The following is a 17979-nucleotide window of genomic DNA, read 5'->3' on the forward strand; positions in this document are numbered from 1 at the left end:
AACGCGCCGCCGTCACCACCCGGCGACGGCCCCGTCACCACCCGGCCGACGGACCCGTCAGCTCCCGCACGGCGGGCCGCGCCGCGTCCAGCACGGTCATGAACCACGCCGAGAAGGTGTCCCTCGCGTGCCGCTCCGCCAGGTCCTCCGGCGTCACGAACGCCGTGGCGGCGACCTCGTTCGCGTCGGGCCGCACCGGCGACTGCACCATGCCGACGAAGAGGTGGTTGTACTCCTGCTCCACCAGGCCCGACGCCGGGTCCGGGTGGTTGTAGCGGACCGTGCCCGCCTCCGCCATCAGCGACGGCGACACCCCCAGCTCCTCGTACGTCCGCCGGGCCGCCGCCGCGAACGGCGCCTCGCCCGGGTACGGATGGCCGCAGCAGGTGTTCGACCACACACCGGGGGAGTGGTACTTGCCGAGCGCCCGCTGCTGGAGCAGCAGCCGGCCGCGCTCGTCGAACAGGAACACGGAGAACGCCCGGTGGAGCTTCCCCGGCGGCTGATGGGCGGAGAGCTTCTCCGCAGTGCCGACCGTCACGCCGTCCTCGTCGACCAGTTCCAGCAAAATCGGCTCGGCGGTGCCGCTCGACGGGCTGTTCGTCGCGGTGGCAGGTGTGATCGGCATACCCATCCTTCACTCGGTGTTCGCGCCCCAGTCTGCCGCACGAATCCGGCACTCCCGGCACTCCGGTCCTCTCCCGCATGTCCCGCCCCCGGTGCGCAGGACGGTCCTGGCGGCAGCCGGACGGCACCGGCCCCGCGCAGATCGTGCCCCTGGGGGGCACCAGAAATGCGCATGCCCCGGAGCCCCTCGCGGAGGGGGGGCGCCGTCACCCGGGCGGAAGGCTGCGTTCCACGGCGCGTCGGCGCACTCGGGGGCGTGCGCGCACCCGCACGCGACACCCGCGTGCCGAGTGACACCGACGAGTTCAGCGCCTCAGTGGCACAGCCGCGCCTCGTGCTCCGCGTGCCCGCTGGGCTCCAGCTGGAAGGTGCAGTGCCGCACGTCGAAGTGGTCGCCCAGGCAGTCCTGCAGCTCGTGCAGCATCTTCTCGTGCCCGATCGCGTTCAGCGTGTCCGCGCTGACCACCACGTGCGCGGAGAGCACCGGCATCCCGGAGGTGATCGTCCAGGCGTGCAGGTCGTGCACGTCCTCCACCCCCGGCGTGTCCAGGATGTGCGCCCGCACCTCGGCCATGTCCACGCCCTTGGGCGCCGCCTCCAGCAGCACGTCGAGCGTCTCACGCAGCAGCCGCAGCGTGCGCGGCACGATCATCAGCGCGATGACCAGGGAAGCGACCGGGTCGGCGGCCGTCCAGCCGGTGGTGACGATGACCAGCGCGGCCACGATCACCGTGACCGAGCCGAGCGCGTCCGCCGCCACCTCCAGGAACGCGCCGCGCACGTTCAGGCTCTCCTTCTGCCCGCGCATCAGCAGCGACAGCGACACCAGGTTGGCGGCCAGGCCGACGGCGCCGAACACCATCGCCAGACCGCCCTCGGTGGCCGCGGGCGTGACGAACCGCTGGATCGCCTCGTACAGCACGTAGCCGCCGACGCCGAGCAGCAGCAGGCAGTTGGCCAGCGCCGCGAGGATCTCCGCGCGGGCCAGCCCGAAGGTGCGCCGCTCGCTCGGCGCGCGGCCGGCGAAGTGGATGGCGAGCAGGGCCATGCCCAGCCCCAGGGCGTCGGTCGCCATGTGGGCGGCGTCCGCGACCAGGGCGAGCGAGTCGGCCAGCACGCCGCCGACGATCTGCACGACCATGACGAAGACCGTGATCGCCAGCGCGATCCGCAGCCTCCCGCGGTAGGCCGCGGTGACCGTGCCGCCGGACGCCGCCCCGTGCGCGTGCCCGTGATCGTGGCCTGCCCCCATGCCCGCCGCCGCCCTTCCGTCGTGCCCAGCTCCTGCCCTTCCGCAGCACAGTGAACTACGGTGCCGAGGTATCCGGCAACGCGGCACTGAACACCGTTGTCATCTGCCCTGACCTGCGGAAACGATCCGCAGGTCAGGCGCGGGGGGCGCCCTGCAGGAGCTGCCAGCCCTGCCAGGCCGACGCGACCATCTCGCGCACCGAACGGCGCGCCGTCCAGCCCAGACGCTCGCTCGCGAGGGCGGCCGAGGCCACCGCGCGGGGCGGGTCGCCGGGCCTGCGCGGCTCGACCACCGGGGTGCGGGTGTCGCCGGTGACCTCCCCGATGAGCGTGATCAGCTCCCGGACGGAGACGCCCTCGCCGCGTCCGACGTTCACCGTCAGATCGCCCTCGATACCGCCCTCGGCCAGCGTGCGCACCGCCGCGAGGTGGGCGTCCGCGAGGTCGGCCACATGGATGTAGTCCCGGATGCAGGTGCCGTCCGGGGTGGGGTAGTCGTCGCCGAAGATCCGCGGTGCCTCACCCCGGGTGAGCCGGTCGAAGACCATCGGCACGATGTTGAAGACGCCGGTGTCGGCAAGCTCGGGGGCCGCCGCGCCCGCGACGTTGAAGTAGCGCAGGCACACCGTGTCGATGCCGTGCGCCCGGCCCGCCGCCCGCACCAGCCACTCCCCGGCGAGCTTGGTCTCGCCGTAGGGGTTCACGGGGGCGCAGGGCGTGTCCTCCGTGATGAGGTCCACGTGCGGGTCGCCGTAGACGGCCGCGGACGAGGAGAACACGAAGCGCCGGACGCCCGCCTCCGCGACGGCGTCCAGCAGGGTCGCCAGACCGCCCAGGTTCTCCCGGTAATAGCGGATCGGCTGGGCCACCGACTCCCCGGGCTGCTTGCGCGCGGCGAGGTGCAGCACCCCGGTCGCGCCGTGCTCGGCGAGCACCTTGGTCAGCAGCTCGCCGTCCAGCGCCGAGCCCCGGACCAGCGGAACGCCCTCGGGCAGCCGCGCCGGGACCCCCGCGGAGAGGTCGTCCAGCACGACGACCCGCTCCCCGGCGTCCGTCATGGCCCGCACCACATGGGCCCCGATGTATCCGGCTCCGCCGGTGATCAGCCACGTCATGGTGGTCCACCCTAAGGCGAGCCACCGGCGCGGTTTGTGAGCCGGGGCCGCCATCCCCGATGATGAGCGCGGCACAGGAGCGGGCGAACCGCGTCGATCCGGCCGGAGAACGGGCGGTGAACGTGGGCCTCCGCGTATCCGATAGCCTCTGCCGACATGCCGCCCGCAGGACCTCCGGACGGGGGACGGGCGCGCAAGACCGTGTACATGACCGGCGTGGACGCGTCGCCCCCAGGGAGTGAGTTTTCGGTTGCCGACCGCCATCGTCACCGGCCCCCCGGTCCCCGGCTCGTCACTCGAGGGCGACCTGCGCTCCCTCGGCTTCGACGTGCGGACCGCCGCCGGCGCCGCGGAGGCCGAGACACTGCTCGCCGAGGTCCCCGGGGAGGAACGGGTCGCCCTGGTCGACACCCGGTTCGTCGGACACGTGCACGCCCTGCGGCTCGGTCTGACCGACCCCCGCTTCCCGCTCTCCGCGATCCCCGGCGCCGTCACCGCCCAGCGCTCCGGACGCCAGGCCCTGACCCGCGCGATGGCCCGCGAGAACTCCGCCTCCGGGCAGGGCGCCGGCAACGGCACCCTCGTGGAGGGCCTCCCGGACCGGGTCACCGCAGCCCTCGACACCGACGTGCACCGCCCCGAGCTCGGCAGCCTGGTCGCCGCCGTGCCCGACGGCCCGCAGGCCCGCAACGAGGCGCGGCAGGCCGTCGCCGCCGTGGACGAGGAGGCCGTACGCCTCAGGTCCGCCGTCAAGGCCCGCGACGGCTTCTTCACCACCTTCTGCGTCAGCCCCTACTCGCGCCATCTCGCGCGCTGGTGCGCCCGCCGCGGACTGACCCCGAACCAGGTCACCACCGCCTCCCTGCTCACCGCGCTGATCGCGGCCGGCTGCGCCGCCACCGGCACCAGGGCGGGGTTCGTCGCCGCCGCCGTGCTGCTCCTCGGGTCGTTCGTCCTGGACTGCGCCGACGGCCAGCTCGCCCGCTACTCGCTCCAGTACTCCACGCTCGGCGCCTGGCTCGACGCCACGTTCGACCGGGCCAAGGAGTACGCCTTCTACGCCGGCCTCGCCCTCGGCGCGGCCCGTACCGGCGACGACGTCTGGGCCCTGGCGCTCGGCGCCATAATCCTCCAGTCCTGCCGGCACGTGGTCGACTTCTCCTTCGCCGAGGCCAGGACCGGCGCCGCGGAAGGCCCCGCCGCCGCCCTGTCGGGCCGCCTGGACCGCGTCGGCTGGACGGTCTGGGTGCGCCGCATGATCGTCCTGCCGATCGGCGAGCGCTGGGCGCTGGTCGCCGTCCTCACCGCCGCCACCACGCCCCGCGTCACCTTCTGGGTGCTGCTCGCCGGCTGCGCCTTCGCCGCCGTGTACACCACCGCCGGACGCGTCCTGCGCTCCCTGCGCGGCGGGCGCGTGGAGGGGAAGGCCGCCCAGGCCCTCGCCGACCTCGCCGACGGCGGACCGCTCACCGAGCTGCTCCACCGCTCCTGGGCCCGCGGCGGCGTGGCCGCCGCCGCGCTCGGCGCCGTGCTGGTGACGGGCTCCGCCCTCCTGTGGGGCGCCGGATGGCAGACCGTCCTCGCCGCCGTCGCCTACGTGGTCTGCTCCGCCGCCGCCCTCGGCCGCCCCCTCACCGGCCGCCTCGACTGGCTCGTCCCCCCGCTGTTCCGCGCCGCCGAGTACGGAACCGTCCTGGTCCTGGCGGCCGACGCGGAGGCGAACGGAGCCCTTCCCGCGGCCTACGGACTGGTGTCCGCGGTCGCCTACCATCACTACGACACGGTCTACCGCATCCGCGGCGACGCGGGCGCGCCCCCGCGTCCGCTGGTGCGGGCGACCGGGGGGCACGAAGGTCGCACGCTGGCGGTCGCCGTCCTGGCGGCCGTGCTCACCGCGCCCGGTTTCACCGTCGCGCTCACGGCCCTCGCCGTGGCCGTGGCTCTCGTGGTGCTCGCCGAGAGCATCCGCTTCTGGGTGACCGCCCATCGGGGTGGCGCGCCCGCCGTACACGACGAAGGAGAACCCGCATGATCGGCCTCGTGCTGGCGGCCGGCGCCGGCCGGCGTCTGCGCCCCTACACCGACACGCTGCCCAAGGCGCTGGTGCCGGTGGGGCCCGCGGGCATAGAAGGGGAGCCCACGGTCCTGGACCTGACGCTCGGAAACTTCGCGGAGATCGGGCTGACCGAGGTCGGTGTCGTGGTCGGCTACCGCAAGGAGGCCGTGTACGAGCGGCAGGCGGCGCTGGAGGCGAAGTACGGGCTGAAGCTGACGCTCATCGACAACGACAAGGCGGAGGAGTGGAACAACGCCTACTCGCTGTGGTGTGCGCGGGACGCGCTGAAGGACGGTGTGATCCTCGCCAACGGGGACACGGTGCACCCGGTGTCGGTGGAGCGGACGCTGCTGGACGCGCGCGGTGACGGCAGGCAGATCATCCTGGCGCTGGACACGGTGAAGCAGCTCGCCGACGAGGAGATGAAGGTCGTCGTGGACCCGGAGAAGGGGATGCGGCGGATCACCAAGCTGATGGACCCGGCGGAGGCGACCGGCGAGTACATCGGTGTGACGCTGATCGAGGGCGGCGCGGCGGAGCATCTGGCGGACGCGCTGAAGGCGACGTTCGAGCGGGACCCGCAGCTGTACTACGAGGACGGTTACCAGGAGCTGGTGAACCGGGGCTTCCGGATCGATGTGGCGCCGATCGGCGACGTCCGGTGGGTCGAGATCGACAACCACGACGACCTCGCCCGCGGACGGGAGATCGCGTGCCAGTACTGACCCGGCTCATCCCCTCGCCGGTCGTCGTCGACATCCGCCCCGGCGCCCTCGACGACCTGGCCTGCGTCCTCGCGGACGAGCGCATCTCGCAGTCCGGCCGGCTCGCCATCGCCGTCAGCGGCGGCTCCGGCGCCCGGCTGCGCGACCGCGTCGCGCCCTCGCTGCCCGGCGCCGACTGGTTCGAGGTCGGCGGCGGCACCATCGACGACGCGGTCCGGCTGGCCGGCGAGATCCAGGGCGGCCGCTACGACGCGGTCGTCGGCCTCGGCGGCGGGAAGATCATCGACTGCGCCAAGTTCGCCTCGGCGCGCGTCGGCCTGCCCCTGGTCGCGGTCGCCACCAACCTGGCGCACGACGGCCTGTGCTCGCCGGTCGCCACCCTCGACAACGACGCGGGCCGCGGCTCGTACGGTGTGCCCAACCCGATCGCCGTCGTGATCGACCTCAACGTCATCCGCGAGGCCCCGGTCCGGTTCGTCCGCTCCGGCATCGGCGACGTCGTCTCCAACATCTCCGCCGTCGCCGACTGGGAGCTGTCCCACCGCGTCACGGGCGAGAAGGTCGACGGACTCGCCGCCGCCATGGCCCGCCAGGCCGGCGAGGCCGTGCTCCGGCACCCGGGCGGCGTCGACGACGACGGCTTCCTCCAGGTGCTCGCCGAGGCCCTGGTCCTCACCGGCATCTCGATGTCCGTGTCCGGCGACTCCCGGCCCTCCTCCGGCGCCTGCCACGAGATCAACCACGCCTTCGACCTGCTCTACCCCCAGCGGGCCGCCGCCCACGGCGAGCAGTGCGGTCTCGGCGCCGCCTTCGCGATGTACCTGCGCGGCGCGCACGAGGAGTCGGCGGCCATGGCCGAGGTGCTCCGCCGGCACGGGCTGCCGGTGCTCCCCGAGGAGATCGGGTTCTCCGTCGACGAGTTCGTCCGCGTCGTCGAGTACGCCCCCGAGACCCGCCCCGGCCGCTTCACCATCCTCGAACACCTCGCCCTGACCACCGAACAGATCAAGGACGTCTACGCCGACTATGTCAAGGCCATCGGTAGCTGAACTCCGTCCGGTCGTGCACCCCGCTGGGGTCAAGGACCGGCGCAGCGGTGAGCACTGGATGGGACGCCTCTACATGCGCGAGGTGTCCCTGCGGGTCGACCGCTACCTGGTGAACACCCGGGTCACCCCCAACCAGCTCACATATCTGATGACCCTCTGCGGTGTCCTCGCGGCGCCCGCCCTCCTGGTGCCCGGCATCACGGGGGCGGTCCTCGGGGTGGTCGCGGTCCAGCTGTACCTGCTGCTCGACTGCGTCGACGGCGAGATCGCCCGCTGGCGCAAGCAGTACTCCCTCGCCGGCGTCTACATGGACCGCGTCGGCGCCTACCTGACCGACGCCGCCGTGCTGGTCGGTCTCGGCCTGCGCGCCGCCGACCTGTGGGGCACCGGCCGTATCGACTGGCTGTGGGCCTTCCTCGGCACCCTCGCCGCGCTGGGCGCGATACTCATCAAGGCGGAGACCGACCTGGTCGGTGTCGCCCGCCACCAGAACGGCATGCCCCCGGTGCAGGAGTCCGCCGCCGAGCCGCGCTCCTCCGGCATGGCGCTCGCCCGCAAGGCCGCCGCCGCCCTGAAGTTCCACCGGCTGATCCTGGGCATAGAGGCGTCCCTGCTGATCCTGCTCCTCGCGATCCTCGACTCCGCCCGCGGCGACCTGTTCTTCACCCGCCTCGGCACCGCCGTCCTCGCCGGGATCGCCCTGCTGCAGACCCTGCTGCACCTCGTGTCCGTCCTCGTCTCGAGCAGGCTGAAGTGAGCGCGGGCATGAAGGTCGGCGCGGTGATCATCACCATGGGCAACCGCCCCGACGAGCTGCGGGCCCTGCTCGACTCGGTCGCCAAGCAGGACGGCGACCCCGTCCAGGTCGTGGTCGTCGGCAACGGCTCGCCCGTCCCCGACGTCCCCGAGGGCGTCAAGACCGTCGAGCTGCCCGAGAACCTCGGCATCCCCGGCGGGCGCAACGTCGGCATCGAGGCGTTCGGTCCCGGCGGCCGGGACGTCGACATCCTGATGTTCCTCGACGACGACGGCCTGCTCGCGCACACCGACACCGCCGAGCTGTGCCGGAAGGCGTTCGCCGAGGACCCCCGGCTCGGCATCATCAGCTTCCGCATCGCCGACCCGGACACCGGCGTCACCCAGCGCCGGCACGTGCCCCGGCTGCGCGCCTCCGACCCGATGCGCTCCTCCCGCGTGACCACCTTCCTCGGCGGCGCCAACGCGGTGCGCACCCAGGTCTTCGCGGAGGTCGGCGGACTGCCGGACGAGTTCTTCTACGCCCACGAGGAGACCGATCTGGCCTGGCGCGCCCTCGACGCCGGCTGGATGATCGACTACCGGTCGGACATGGTGCTGTACCACCCCACGACCGCCCCCTCCCGCCACGCGGTCTACCACCGGATGGTGGCCCGCAACCGCGTCTGGCTCGCCCGGCGCAACCTGCCCGCCCCCCTCGTCCCCGTGTACCTGGGCGTGTGGCTGCTCCTCACCCTGCTGCGCCGCCCCTCGGGCCCCGCGCTCAAGGCGTGGTTCGGCGGCTTCAAGGAAGGCTGGACCTCGCCCTGCGGACCCCGGCGCCCCATGAAGTGGCGTACGGTGTGGCGGCTGACCCGGCTGGGCCGGCCCCCGGTGATCTGACAAGCTTCGAGTCCGGGGATCCGGCCCCACCCGGTTCCCCGGCTCCTGGCAGGCCCGCGCGGGCCACGCACCTCGAGGACGAAAGACATCCACCCGTGAGTGAGACTACGCACGACGGCACGGTCGCGGTCGGCGCGCCCGTGTCGCCCGACGAGGGCCTTACGGCGGCCGAGCTGGCCGCGAAGTACGGGCTGTCCGTCAGCGGCGCCCGCCCGTCCCTCGGCGAGTACGTCCGTCAGCTGTGGGGGCGGCGGCACTTCATCCTGGCCTTCTCGCAGGCCAAGCTGACGGCCCAGTACAGCAAGGCGAAGCTGGGGCAGCTGTGGCAGGTGGCGACGCCGCTGCTGAACGCGGCCGTGTACTTCTTCATCTTCGGTCTGCTGCTGGGCGCCCGGCGCGGCATCCCGAGCGACGTGTACGTGCCGTTCCTGGTGACGGGCGTGTTCGTGTTCACGTTCACCCAGAGCTCGGTGCTGGCCGGTGTCCGGGCGATCTCGGGCAACCTGGGGCTGGTGCGGGCGCTGCACTTCCCGCGGGCGTCGCTGCCGATCTCGTTCGCGCTGCAGCAGCTCCAGCAGCTGCTGTTCTCGATGATCGTCCTGGTCGTCGTCATGGTGGCGTTCCGGAGCTATCCGGATCTGTCGTGGCTGCTGATCGTGCCGGCGCTGGCGCTGCAGTTCGTGTTCAACACCGGGCTCGCGCTGATCTTCGCGCGGATGGGCAGCAAGACCCCCGACCTGGCGCAGCTGATGCCGTTCGTGCTGCGGACCTGGATGTACGCATCCGGGGTGATGTTCTCCATCCCGGCGATGCTGGAGGACAAGAACGTGCCGTCCTGGGTGGCGGACGTCCTGCAGTGGAACCCGGCCGCGGTCTACATGGACCTGGTGCGGTTCGCGCTGATCGACAAGTACGACGCGTCCTACCTGCCGCCGCACATCTGGGCGTTCGCGCTCGGCTGGGCGGTGCTGGCCGGCGTGGTCGGCTTCGTCTACTTCTGGAAGGCAGAGGAGAGGTACGGCCGTGGCTGACGACAAGACGGGCGCCCGGGTGCCCACCGTCATCGCGGACGACCTGCACATCGTCTACCGCGTGAACGGCGCCCGGTCGGGCAAGGGCAGCGCCACCGCGGCGCTCAGCCGGATCCTCAAGCGCGGCGAGGAGCGGGGCGTGCGCAAGGTGCACGCCGTGCGCGGGGTGTCCTTCGTGGCCTACCGCGGCGAGGCCATCGGCCTGATCGGGTCCAACGGCTCCGGCAAGTCGACCCTGCTGCGCGCCGTCGCCGGACTGCTGCCCGCCGAGCGCGGCAAGGTCTACACCGACGGCCAGCCGTCCCTGCTCGGAGTCAACGCGGCCCTGATGAACGACCTCACCGGCGAGCGGAACATCATCCTCGGCGGGCTCGCGATGGGCATGTCCCGCGAGGAGATCAAGGAGCGCTACCAGGACATCGTCGACTTCTCCGGGATCAACGAGAAGGGCGACTTCATCACCCTCCCCATGCGCACCTACTCCTCCGGCATGGCGGCCCGCCTCCGCTTCTCCATCGCCGCCGCCAAGGACCACGACGTCCTGATGATCGACGAGGCGCTGGCCACCGGCGACCGCAAGTTCCAGAAGCGCTCCGAGGCCCGCATCCGGGAGCTGCGCAAGCACGCCGGCACGGTGTTCCTGGTCAGCCACAACAACAAGTCCATCCGCGACACCTGCGACCGGGTGCTGTGGCTGGAGCGCGGGGAGCTGCGCATGGACGGGCCGACGGACGAGGTGCTCCGCGAGTACGAGAAGTTCACCGGCAAGTAGCCCGTTCCGCCCAGGGGCCCCGCCGGAACGGTCCGGTGGGGCCCGGCGTCTGCAAAAGATGTGTCAACTCCTCGTGCACGGCGGAATCTTGACGCCGGACGATGTGTTGTCGTGGAGCACGGAAGACCCCCGTCGAGGAACGGCGCGTTGTACGACGTAAGCTGTACCGGTCCCCGAAAGGCGGCAATCAGGGCCATAATGCCCGACACCATTCCTCGGCGCCGTCGGGTGGACGCCTGGGCGGCGTGTCCGAAATAGTGTGAATTGGGTCAGCAGTGTAGAACGGGAGATGTGACGGCAATGGCTTCGGAGACTCCCCGGCTGAACTCAGCATGCGCCGTCCTCTTCCCGGGCAGTCCGCGATGACGGCCGTCGGCCAGGCGCGCCCCGCCGACCTCGAACGGGCCACCCTCGACAAGGCCGCCGCCGAGAACTTCCCGGTGGCGCCCTTCTTCCTGCCCCGGGCCTGGCGCGACGACCTCATGGCCGTCTACGGCTTCGCCCGTCTGGTCGACGACATCGGCGACGGCGACCTGGCCCCCGGCGGCGCCGACGCCCGCGCCCTCGGCGTCCCCGGCCCGGAGGCCGAGGACCGCCTCACCCTCCTGGACGCCCTGGAAGCCGATCTTCACCGCGTGTTCGACCCCTCGGGACCGGCCCCCCGCCACCCCCTGCTGCTCCGCCTGGAGCCCACGGTCCGCCGCCGCGCGCTGACCCCGGAGCCGTTCCTCGGGCTGATCGCCGCGAACCGCCAGGACCAGCTGGTCACGCGCTACGAGACGTTCGACGACCTGCTCGCCTACTGCGAGCTGTCGGCCAACCCGGTCGGCCGCCTCGTTCTCGCCGTCACCGGGACCGCCACCCCGGAGCGCATCCGCCGCTCCGACGCGATCTGCACCGCCCTGCAGATCGTCGAGCACCTCCAGGACGTCGCCGAGGACCTCGGCCGCGACCGCATCTACGTGCCCGCCGCGGACATGAAACGCTTCCACGTCCAGGAGACCGACCTCGCCGCGCCCACCGCGGGCGCCTCGGTGCGCGCACTCGTCGCGTTCCAGGCGCAGCGCGCCCTCGACCTGCTGGACGAGGGCGCACCCCTGGTGGGCAGCGTCCGGGGCCGGCTCAGACTCCTGCTCGCGGGGTTCGTGGCGGGAGGAAGGGCGGCCGTCCGCGCCATCGCGGCCGCCGACTACGACGTACTTCCCGGCCCGCCCAAGCCCGGCACGCTGCAGCTGCTGCGCGAGGCGGGCGTGACTCTGCGAGGAAAGGGGTGATCGGGACCGTGGAGCCGCAAGCATCCGCGTCCGCACCGGTACTCGCCGCCTACAGCTACTGCGAGACCGTCACCGGCCAGCAGGCACGCAACTTCGCCTACGGCATCCGGCTGCTGCCGACGCCCAAGCGGCGCGCCATGTCGGCCCTGTACGCGTTCTCCCGGCGGGTCGACGACATCGGCGACGGCCCGCTCCCCGACGACGTCAAGGTCTCCCGGCTCGAGGACACCCGCGCCCTCCTCACCCGCATCCGCGAGGGCGGGATCGACGAGGACGACACCGACCCGGTCGCGGTCGCCCTCTCCCACGCCGCCACGCGCTTCCCGATCCCCCTCGGCGGCCTGGACGAACTCATCGACGGCGTCCAGATGGACCTGCGCGGCGAGACGTACGAGACCTGGGACGACCTGAAGGTCTACTGCCGCTGCGTCGCCGGCGCCATCGGACGGCTCTCCCTCGGCGTGTTCGGCACCGAGCCCGGCGCGCGCGGCGTGGAACGCGCCTCCGAGTACGCCGACACGCTGGGCCTGGCGCTCCAGCTCACCAACATCCTGCGCGACGTCCGCGAGGACGCCGAGAACGGGCGCACCTATCTGCCCGCCGACGACCTCGCCAAGTTCGGCTGCTCCGACGGCTTCGCCGGACCGACACCGCCTCAGGGCTCAGACTTCGCGGGCCTGGTGCACTTCGAGGTGCGCAGGGCCCGCGCCCTCTTCGCCGAGGGCTACCGCCTGCTCCCCATGCTCGACCGGCGCAGCGGCGCCTGCGTCGCCGCCATGGCCGGCATCTACCGCCGCCTCCTGGACCGCATCGAGCGCGACCCCGAGGCCGTGCTGCGCGGCCGTGTCTCCCTCCCCGGCCGGGAGAAGGCGTACGTCGCCGTGCGCGGACTGTCCGGGCTCGACACCCGGCACGTCGCCCGGCGCACCGTCGGGAGGCGCGCCTGATGGGCACCGCGAACCCGGAGCACCCGGACGAAAAGCGGCGCGCAACCCTCCGCCGCTCCGACGCGTCCCTCACCGAGACGGCCGGCCGCGCACCTGTCGCGCCCGGCAGACCGGGGGAGGGCGCATGAGCCACGGCACACGCTCCGCGGGGGCCCCGCACACGGACGGCCCGGTCCCGCCGGGACGCCACGCCGTCGTGGTCGGCGGCGGACTGGCCGGCACCACCGCCGCCCTCGCCCTCGCCGACGCCGGCGTGCGCGTCACCCTCCTCGAAGGGCGGCCCCGCCTGGGCGGACTCGCCTTCTCCTTCCGGCGCGGCGACCTCACCGTCGACAACGGCCAGCACGTCTACCTGCGCTGCTGCACCGCCTACCGCTGGTTCCTCGACCGCATCGGGGGAGCCGACCTGGCGCCGCTGCAGGACCGCCTCGACGTCCCCGTGGTCGACGCGGACCGTCCCGAGGGACGGCGGCTGGGACGGCTGCGGCGCGACCCGCTGCCGGTGCCCCTCCACCTCGGCCGCAGCCTCGCCGCGTACCCCCACCTGTCGCTCGCCGACCGGGCCAGGGTGGGCCGCGCCGCGCTCGCCCTGAAGGGCCTCGACCTCGGCGATCCCGCCCTGGACGAGCAGGACTTCGGCAGCTGGCTCGCCGCCCACGGCCAGTCCCCGCGCGCCGTCGAGGCCCTGTGGGACCTCGTCGGGGTCGCCACCCTCAACGCCGTCGCGGGCGACTCCTCGCTGGCGCTCGCCGCGATGGTCTTCAAGACCGGCCTGCTCTCCGACCCCGGCGCCGCCGACATCGGCTGGGCCCGGGTGCCGCTCGGCGACCTGCACGACCGGCTCGCCCGCAAGGCACTCGACTCCGCGGGCGTCCGCACCGAGACCCGCACCCGCGTCACCTCCGTCCGCGCCGACGGCGACGCCGGCTGGACCGTCGACATCCCCGGCGAGACGCTCCGCGCCGACGCCGTCGTCCTCGCCGTGCCCCAGCGCGAGGCCCACGACCTGCTGCCCGCCGGCGCGCTCGACGACCCGGACCGGCTGCTCGCCATCGGCACCGCCCCCATCCTCAACGTGCACGTGGTCTACGACCGCACGGTGCTCACCCGGCCCTTCTTCGCCGCCCTCGGCACCCCCGTGCAGTGGGTCTTCGACCGCACCCATGCCTCAGGACTGCGCCACGGCCAGTACCTGGCGCTGTCCCAGTCGGTCGCCCACGACGACATCGACGCGCCCGTCGCCGACCTGCGCGCGCGGTACCTGCCCGAACTGGAGCGGCTGCTGCCGCGCACCCGGGGCGCCGAGGTCCTGGACTTCTTCGTCACCCGGGAGCGCACCGCGACCTTCGCTCCCGCCCCCGGCGTCGGACGCCTCAGGCCCGGCGCCCGCACCAAGGCACCCGGCCTCTACCTGGCCGGAGCGTGGACCGCCACCGGGTGGCCCGCGACCATGGAGAGTGCGGTCCGCAGCGGCGTCGGCGCGGCGGACGCCGCGCTGGGCGCCCTCGGCCGGCCCCGCCCGCGCCACCTCTTCGCCCTCGAGGAGGCGGCCTGATGCTGCAGCAGAGCGGCGCGGCAGGTCCCCGCACCCCCGGTACCGCAACAAGAGGAGAGACTGTGCCCACTGTGCCCCCGGCCTCGCAGGCCGCTCGAAGGACCGCGGTGGACGTGTCCGCGCTCCTGGAGCGCGGCCGGACCCTGGCCACGCCGGTACTGCGGGCGGCCGTCGACCGCCTGGCGCCTCCCATGGACACGGTCGCCGCCTACCACTTCGGCTGGATCGACGCCCAGGGCCGGCCCGCGGACGGCGACGGCGGCAAGGCCGTACGCCCCGCCCTCGCCGTGCTGTCCGCCGAGGTCACCGGCGCCGCCCCGGAGACCGGCGTGCCCGGCGCGGTCGCCGTCGAACTGGTCCACAACTTCTCGCTGCTGCACGACGACCTGATGGACGGCGACGAGCAGCGCCGGCACCGCGACACCGTCTGGAAGGTGCACGGCCCCGCCCAGGCCATCCTGGTCGGCGACGCCCTGTTCGCCCTGGCCAACGAGGTGCTGCTGGAACTCGGCACCGTCGAGGCCGGCCGCGCCGCGCGCCGCCTCACCCGGGCCAGCCGCGCGCTCATCGACGGACAGGCCCAGGACATCTCCTACGAGCACCGCGACCGCGTCAGCGTCGAGGAGTGCCTGGAGATGGAGGGCAACAAGACCGGCGCGCTGCTCGCCTGCGCCAGCTCCATCGGCGCGGTCCTCGGCGGCGCGGACGAGCACACCGCCGACGCCCTGGAGCGCTACGGCCACCACCTGGGCCTCGCCTTCCAGGCCGTCGACGACCTGCTCGGCATCTGGGGAGACCCGGAGTCCACCGGCAAGCAGACGTGGAGCGACCTGCGCCAGCGCAAGAAGTCCCTCCCGGTCGTGGCCGCGCTCGCCGCGGACGGCCCGGCCGCCGCCCGGCTCGGCGAGATCCTCGCCGCCGACGCCAAGAGCAGCGACTTCGCGAACTTCTCCGAGGAGGAGTTCGCGGCCCGTGCCGCCCTCATCGAGGAGGCCGGCGGCCGTGAGTGGACCGCCGAGGAGGCACGACGTCAGCACACCCTCGCCATCGAGGCCCTCGACCTCGTGGACATGCCCGACCGGGTGCGGGACCAGTTCACGGCGCTCGCGGACTTCGTCGTCGTACGAAAGAGATGATCACTATCGGTCGAATAGCCCTCGCGTAGTCGCCGGCCGGTGGGGAGCACCCCCCACCGGCCGACGGCGGACCCACAGCAGACGCACCACTTGCAGGACTGCACGAAGGGGAAGCCATGACAGCGACGACCGACGGAAGCACCGGGGCGGCCTCGCCGTCCCGGCTCACCGCGGCCAGCGAACACGACACCGACAGCCCCGAGGCGGCCGGGGTACCCGACATCGCCGCCCGCGCCGTACGGCGCGCCACCGACTTCCTGCTGTCCCGTCAGAGCGACGAGGGCTGGTGGAAGGGTGACCTCGAGACCAACGTCACGATGGACGCCGAGGACCTGCTGCTGCGTCAGTTCCTCGGCATCCTCGACGAGGACACCACCCGCGCCGCCGCCCTGTTCATCCGCGGGGAGCAGCGCGAGGACGGCACCTGGGCCTCCTTCTACGGCGGCCCCGGCGAACTCTCCACCACCATCGAGGCGTACGTCGCGCTGCGGCTGGCCGGCGACGCCCCCGACGCCGAGCACATGGCGAAGGCCTCGGCCTGGATCCGGGAGCAGGGCGGCATCGCCGCGTCCCGCGTCTTCACCCGCATCTGGCTGGCCCTGTTCGGCTGGTGGAAGTGGGAGGACCTGCCCGAACTGCCGCCCGAGCTGATCTGGTTCCCCACCTGGGTGCCGCTCAACATCTACGACTTCGGCTGCTGGGCGCGGCAGACCATCGTGCCGCTCACCATCGTCTCCGCCAAGCGGCCGGTGCGCCCCGCCCCCTTCCCGCTCGACGAGCTGCACACCGACCCGGCGAACCCCAGCCCTCCCCGGCCGCTCGCCCCGGCGAACACCTGGGACGGCGCCTTCCAGCGGCTGGACAAGGGCCTGCACGCGCTGCGCAAGGCCGTCCCGCGCCGGCTGCGCCGGGCCGCGATGAACACCGCCGCCCGGTGGATCATCGAACGGCAGGAGAACGACGGCTGCTGGGGCGGCATCCAGCCCCCGGCCGTGTACTCGGTCATCGCCCTGCACCTGCTCGGCTACGACCTCAACCACCCGGTGGTGCGCGCCGGTCTGGAGTCCCTGGACCGGTTCGCCGTGTGGCGCGAGGACGGCGCCCGGATGATCGAGGCCTGCCAGTCCCCGGTGTGGGACACCTGCCTCGCCACCATCGCGCTGGCCGACGCGGGCGTGCCCGCCGACCACCCGCAACTGGTCAAGGCCGCCGACTGGATGCTCGGAGAGCAGGTGGTCCGGCCCGGCGACTGGTCCGTGCGCCGGCCCCATCTCCCGCCGGGCGGCTGGGCGTTCGAGTTCCACAACGACAACTACCCCGACATCGACGACACCGCCGAGGTGGTCCTCGCGCTGCGCCGGGTCAAGCACCACGACCCGGAGCGGCTGGACAACGCCATCGGGCGCGGGGTGCGCTGGAACCTCGGCATGCAGTCGAAGAACGGCGCCTGGGGCGCCTTCGACGTCGACAACACCAGCCCGTTCCCCAACCGGCTGCCGTTCTGCGACTTCGGCGAGGTCATCGACCCGCCGTCGGCCGACGTCACCGCGCATGTCGTGGAGATGCTCGCCGTCGAAGGGCTCGCCCAGGACCCGCGCACCCGGCGAGGCGTGGAGTGGCTGCTCGCCGAACAGGAGCCGGACGGCTCGTGGTTCGGCCGCTGGGGCGTCAACTACCTCTACGGCACCGGCTCCGTGGTCCCCGCCCTGACCGCGGCCGGCATCCCCACCTCACACCCGGCGATCCGGCGGGCCGTGGCCTGGCTGGAGAAGGTGCAGAACGAGGACGGCGGCTGGGGCGAGGACCTGCGCTCCTACCGCCACGCCAGGGAGTGGAGCGGCAAGGGCGCCTCCACCGCCTCCCAGACCGCCTGGGCGCTGATGGCGCTGCTCGCGGCGGGGGAGCGGGACTCCGAAGCCGTCGCACGCGGAGTCGCCTGGCTGGCGAACACCCAGAAGGAGGACGGCTCCTGGGACGAGCCGTACTTCACCGGCACCGGCTTCCCGTGGGACTTCTCCATCAACTACCACCTCTACCGGCAGGTGTTCCCGCTCACCGCGCTCGGCCGGTACGTCCACGGCGAGCCGTTTACCGCGAAACCTGCCGAGGCGACAGCGGCGGCCGGCTCCGCGCAGGCGCTCGCCGACGCGAAGGGCAGCTGATGAGCGGCCGGCCCGCCCCCGCCCCGCTGCTGATCGCCTGCGCGCTCGGCATCGAACAGTTCGCGCTGCGCAGGCGGGAGCGCACCACACCAGGCGGGCCGGTCACCGTCCTGCGCACCGGCATGGGGCCGGCGGCGGCCGAGCGGTCCGTCACCCGGGTGCTCGCCGACCCGGCGCTGCACGGGGCCGCCGTCCTCGCCACCGGCTTCTGCGCGGGCCTCGCCCCTGGCATGCACCCCGGCGATCTGGTCGTCGCCGAGGAGACCCGGGACCCGCGCGGCAGCGTGCCCTGCGTCGGCACCGAACTCCTGGTGAAGGAGCTGGTGCGCGCGGTGCCCGGACGCACCGTGCACACCGGCCCCCTCACCGGCTCCGACCACGTCGTCCGCGGCCACGAACGCGCCGACCTGCTCGCGACCGGCGCGATCGCCGTGGACATGGAGTCGGCGGCCACGCTCCTGAGCGCCGTCCGCGCGGCCGAGCGCCCGGTTGCGGCCGTCCGGGTGGTCGTGGACGCTCCTGAACACGAACTCGTCCGCATCGGCACGGTCCGCGGTGGAATATCGGCTTTCCGTGTCCTTCGTTCCGTACTCCCGGCTTTCTATGAATGGCACCGTTCCTTGCTGCTCCCCAGGAGGTGA

17 protein-coding genes are annotated in these 17979 nt (G+C 73.1%); 14 read left to right on the forward strand and 3 right to left on the reverse strand.

The features are described 5' to 3' along the window. Positions 1–34: 34 nt before the first annotated feature. The 3 genes from idi to galE all read right to left on the reverse strand — a co-directional run bounded on the left by idi (position 35) and on the right by galE (position 2993). Positions 35–628, reverse strand: a complete 594-nt coding sequence (gene idi / locus AY578_RS28810) for an isopentenyl-diphosphate Delta-isomerase (protein ID WP_019524965.1) — start codon at positions 626–628, stop codon at positions 35–37. A gap of 312 nt (positions 629–940) precedes the next feature. Next, positions 941–1879, reverse strand: coding sequence for a cation diffusion facilitator family transporter (locus AY578_RS28815; RefSeq protein WP_019524964.1), 939 nt, complete (start codon positions 1877–1879; stop codon positions 941–943). A gap of 133 nt (positions 1880–2012) precedes the next feature. Further along, positions 2013–2993 (reverse strand): UDP-glucose 4-epimerase GalE, encoded by a 981-nt coding sequence (gene galE / locus AY578_RS28820; RefSeq protein WP_019524963.1) that lies wholly within the window; start codon positions 2991–2993, stop codon positions 2013–2015. 250 nt (positions 2994–3243) lie between these two features. Between galE and AY578_RS28825 the strand changes: the two genes are divergently transcribed. The 14 genes from AY578_RS28825 to AY578_RS28885 all read left to right on the forward strand — a co-directional run bounded on the left by AY578_RS28825 (position 3244) and on the right by AY578_RS28885 (position 17979). Then, a complete protein-coding gene (locus AY578_RS28825) occupies positions 3244–5025 on the forward strand; it encodes a DUF5941 domain-containing protein (RefSeq protein WP_258906086.1) in 1782 nt (593 codons plus the stop codon). After that, positions 5022–5774, forward strand: a complete 753-nt coding sequence (locus AY578_RS28830; protein WP_214258147.1) for a phosphocholine cytidylyltransferase family protein — start codon at positions 5022–5024, stop codon at positions 5772–5774. The genes AY578_RS28825 and AY578_RS28830 overlap by 4 nt, the downstream gene beginning before the upstream one ends. Next, positions 5762–6823, forward strand: a complete 1062-nt coding sequence (locus AY578_RS28835) for an iron-containing alcohol dehydrogenase family protein (protein WP_019527972.1) — start codon at positions 5762–5764, stop codon at positions 6821–6823. The genes AY578_RS28830 and AY578_RS28835 overlap by 13 nt, the downstream gene beginning before the upstream one ends. Before the next feature lie 13 nt (positions 6824–6836). Further along, complete coding sequence (locus AY578_RS28840; protein ID WP_078504721.1) at positions 6837–7580, forward strand: CDP-alcohol phosphatidyltransferase family protein; 744 nt, start codon at positions 6837–6839, stop codon at positions 7578–7580. An 8-nt stretch (positions 7581–7588) separates the two neighbouring features. After that, positions 7589–8461, forward strand: coding sequence for a glycosyltransferase family 2 protein (locus AY578_RS28845; protein WP_019527970.1), 873 nt, complete (start codon positions 7589–7591; stop codon positions 8459–8461). 95 nt (positions 8462–8556) lie between these two features. Beyond that, positions 8557–9492, forward strand: a complete 936-nt coding sequence (locus AY578_RS28850) for an ABC transporter permease (protein WP_028960946.1) — start codon at positions 8557–8559, stop codon at positions 9490–9492. Further along, positions 9485–10264 carry an ABC transporter ATP-binding protein gene (locus tag AY578_RS28855; RefSeq protein ID WP_137207860.1) on the forward strand — a complete coding sequence of 260 codons (780 nt, stop codon included), beginning with the start codon at positions 9485–9487 and terminating at the stop codon, positions 10262–10264. Before AY578_RS28850 ends, AY578_RS28855 begins: the two co-directional genes overlap by 8 nt. A gap of 362 nt (positions 10265–10626) precedes the next feature. Further along, positions 10627–11538: a squalene synthase HpnC gene (hpnC, locus tag AY578_RS28860; protein WP_028960944.1), complete on the forward strand. Its 912-nt coding sequence runs from the start codon at positions 10627–10629 to the stop codon at positions 11536–11538. Continuing rightward, positions 11535–12485, forward strand: coding sequence for a presqualene diphosphate synthase HpnD (gene hpnD / locus AY578_RS28865; protein WP_019527750.1), 951 nt, complete (start codon positions 11535–11537; stop codon positions 12483–12485). The genes hpnC and hpnD overlap by 4 nt, the downstream gene beginning before the upstream one ends. Further along, positions 12485–12613, forward strand: a complete 129-nt coding sequence (locus AY578_RS34160; RefSeq protein ID WP_353963471.1) for a DUF6380 family protein — start codon at positions 12485–12487, stop codon at positions 12611–12613. Before hpnD ends, AY578_RS34160 begins: the two co-directional genes overlap by 1 nt. Further along, entirely contained in the window at positions 12610–14040 is a 1431-nt protein-coding gene (gene hpnE, locus AY578_RS28870) for a hydroxysqualene dehydroxylase HpnE (protein WP_258906094.1), read from the forward strand. Before AY578_RS34160 ends, hpnE begins: the two co-directional genes overlap by 4 nt. A 71-nt stretch (positions 14041–14111) precedes the next feature. Beyond that, positions 14112–15176 carry a polyprenyl synthetase family protein gene (locus tag AY578_RS28875; RefSeq protein ID WP_026244261.1) on the forward strand — a complete coding sequence of 355 codons (1065 nt, stop codon included), beginning with the start codon at positions 14112–14114 and terminating at the stop codon, positions 15174–15176. A 116-nt stretch (positions 15177–15292) separates the two neighbouring features. After that, complete coding sequence (gene shc / locus AY578_RS28880; protein WP_019527747.1) at positions 15293–17338, forward strand: squalene--hopene cyclase; 2046 nt, start codon at positions 15293–15295, stop codon at positions 17336–17338. Continuing rightward, positions 17338–17979 carry a 5'-methylthioadenosine/S-adenosylhomocysteine nucleosidase family protein gene (locus AY578_RS28885; RefSeq protein WP_161108998.1) on the forward strand — a complete coding sequence of 214 codons (642 nt, stop codon included), beginning with the start codon at positions 17338–17340 and terminating at the stop codon, positions 17977–17979. Before shc ends, AY578_RS28885 begins: the two co-directional genes overlap by 1 nt.

The sequence above is a fragment of the Streptomyces thermocarboxydus genome, assembly GCF_024760485.1.
Lineage (GTDB): Bacteria > Actinomycetota > Actinomycetes > Streptomycetales > Streptomycetaceae > Streptomyces > Streptomyces cellulosae.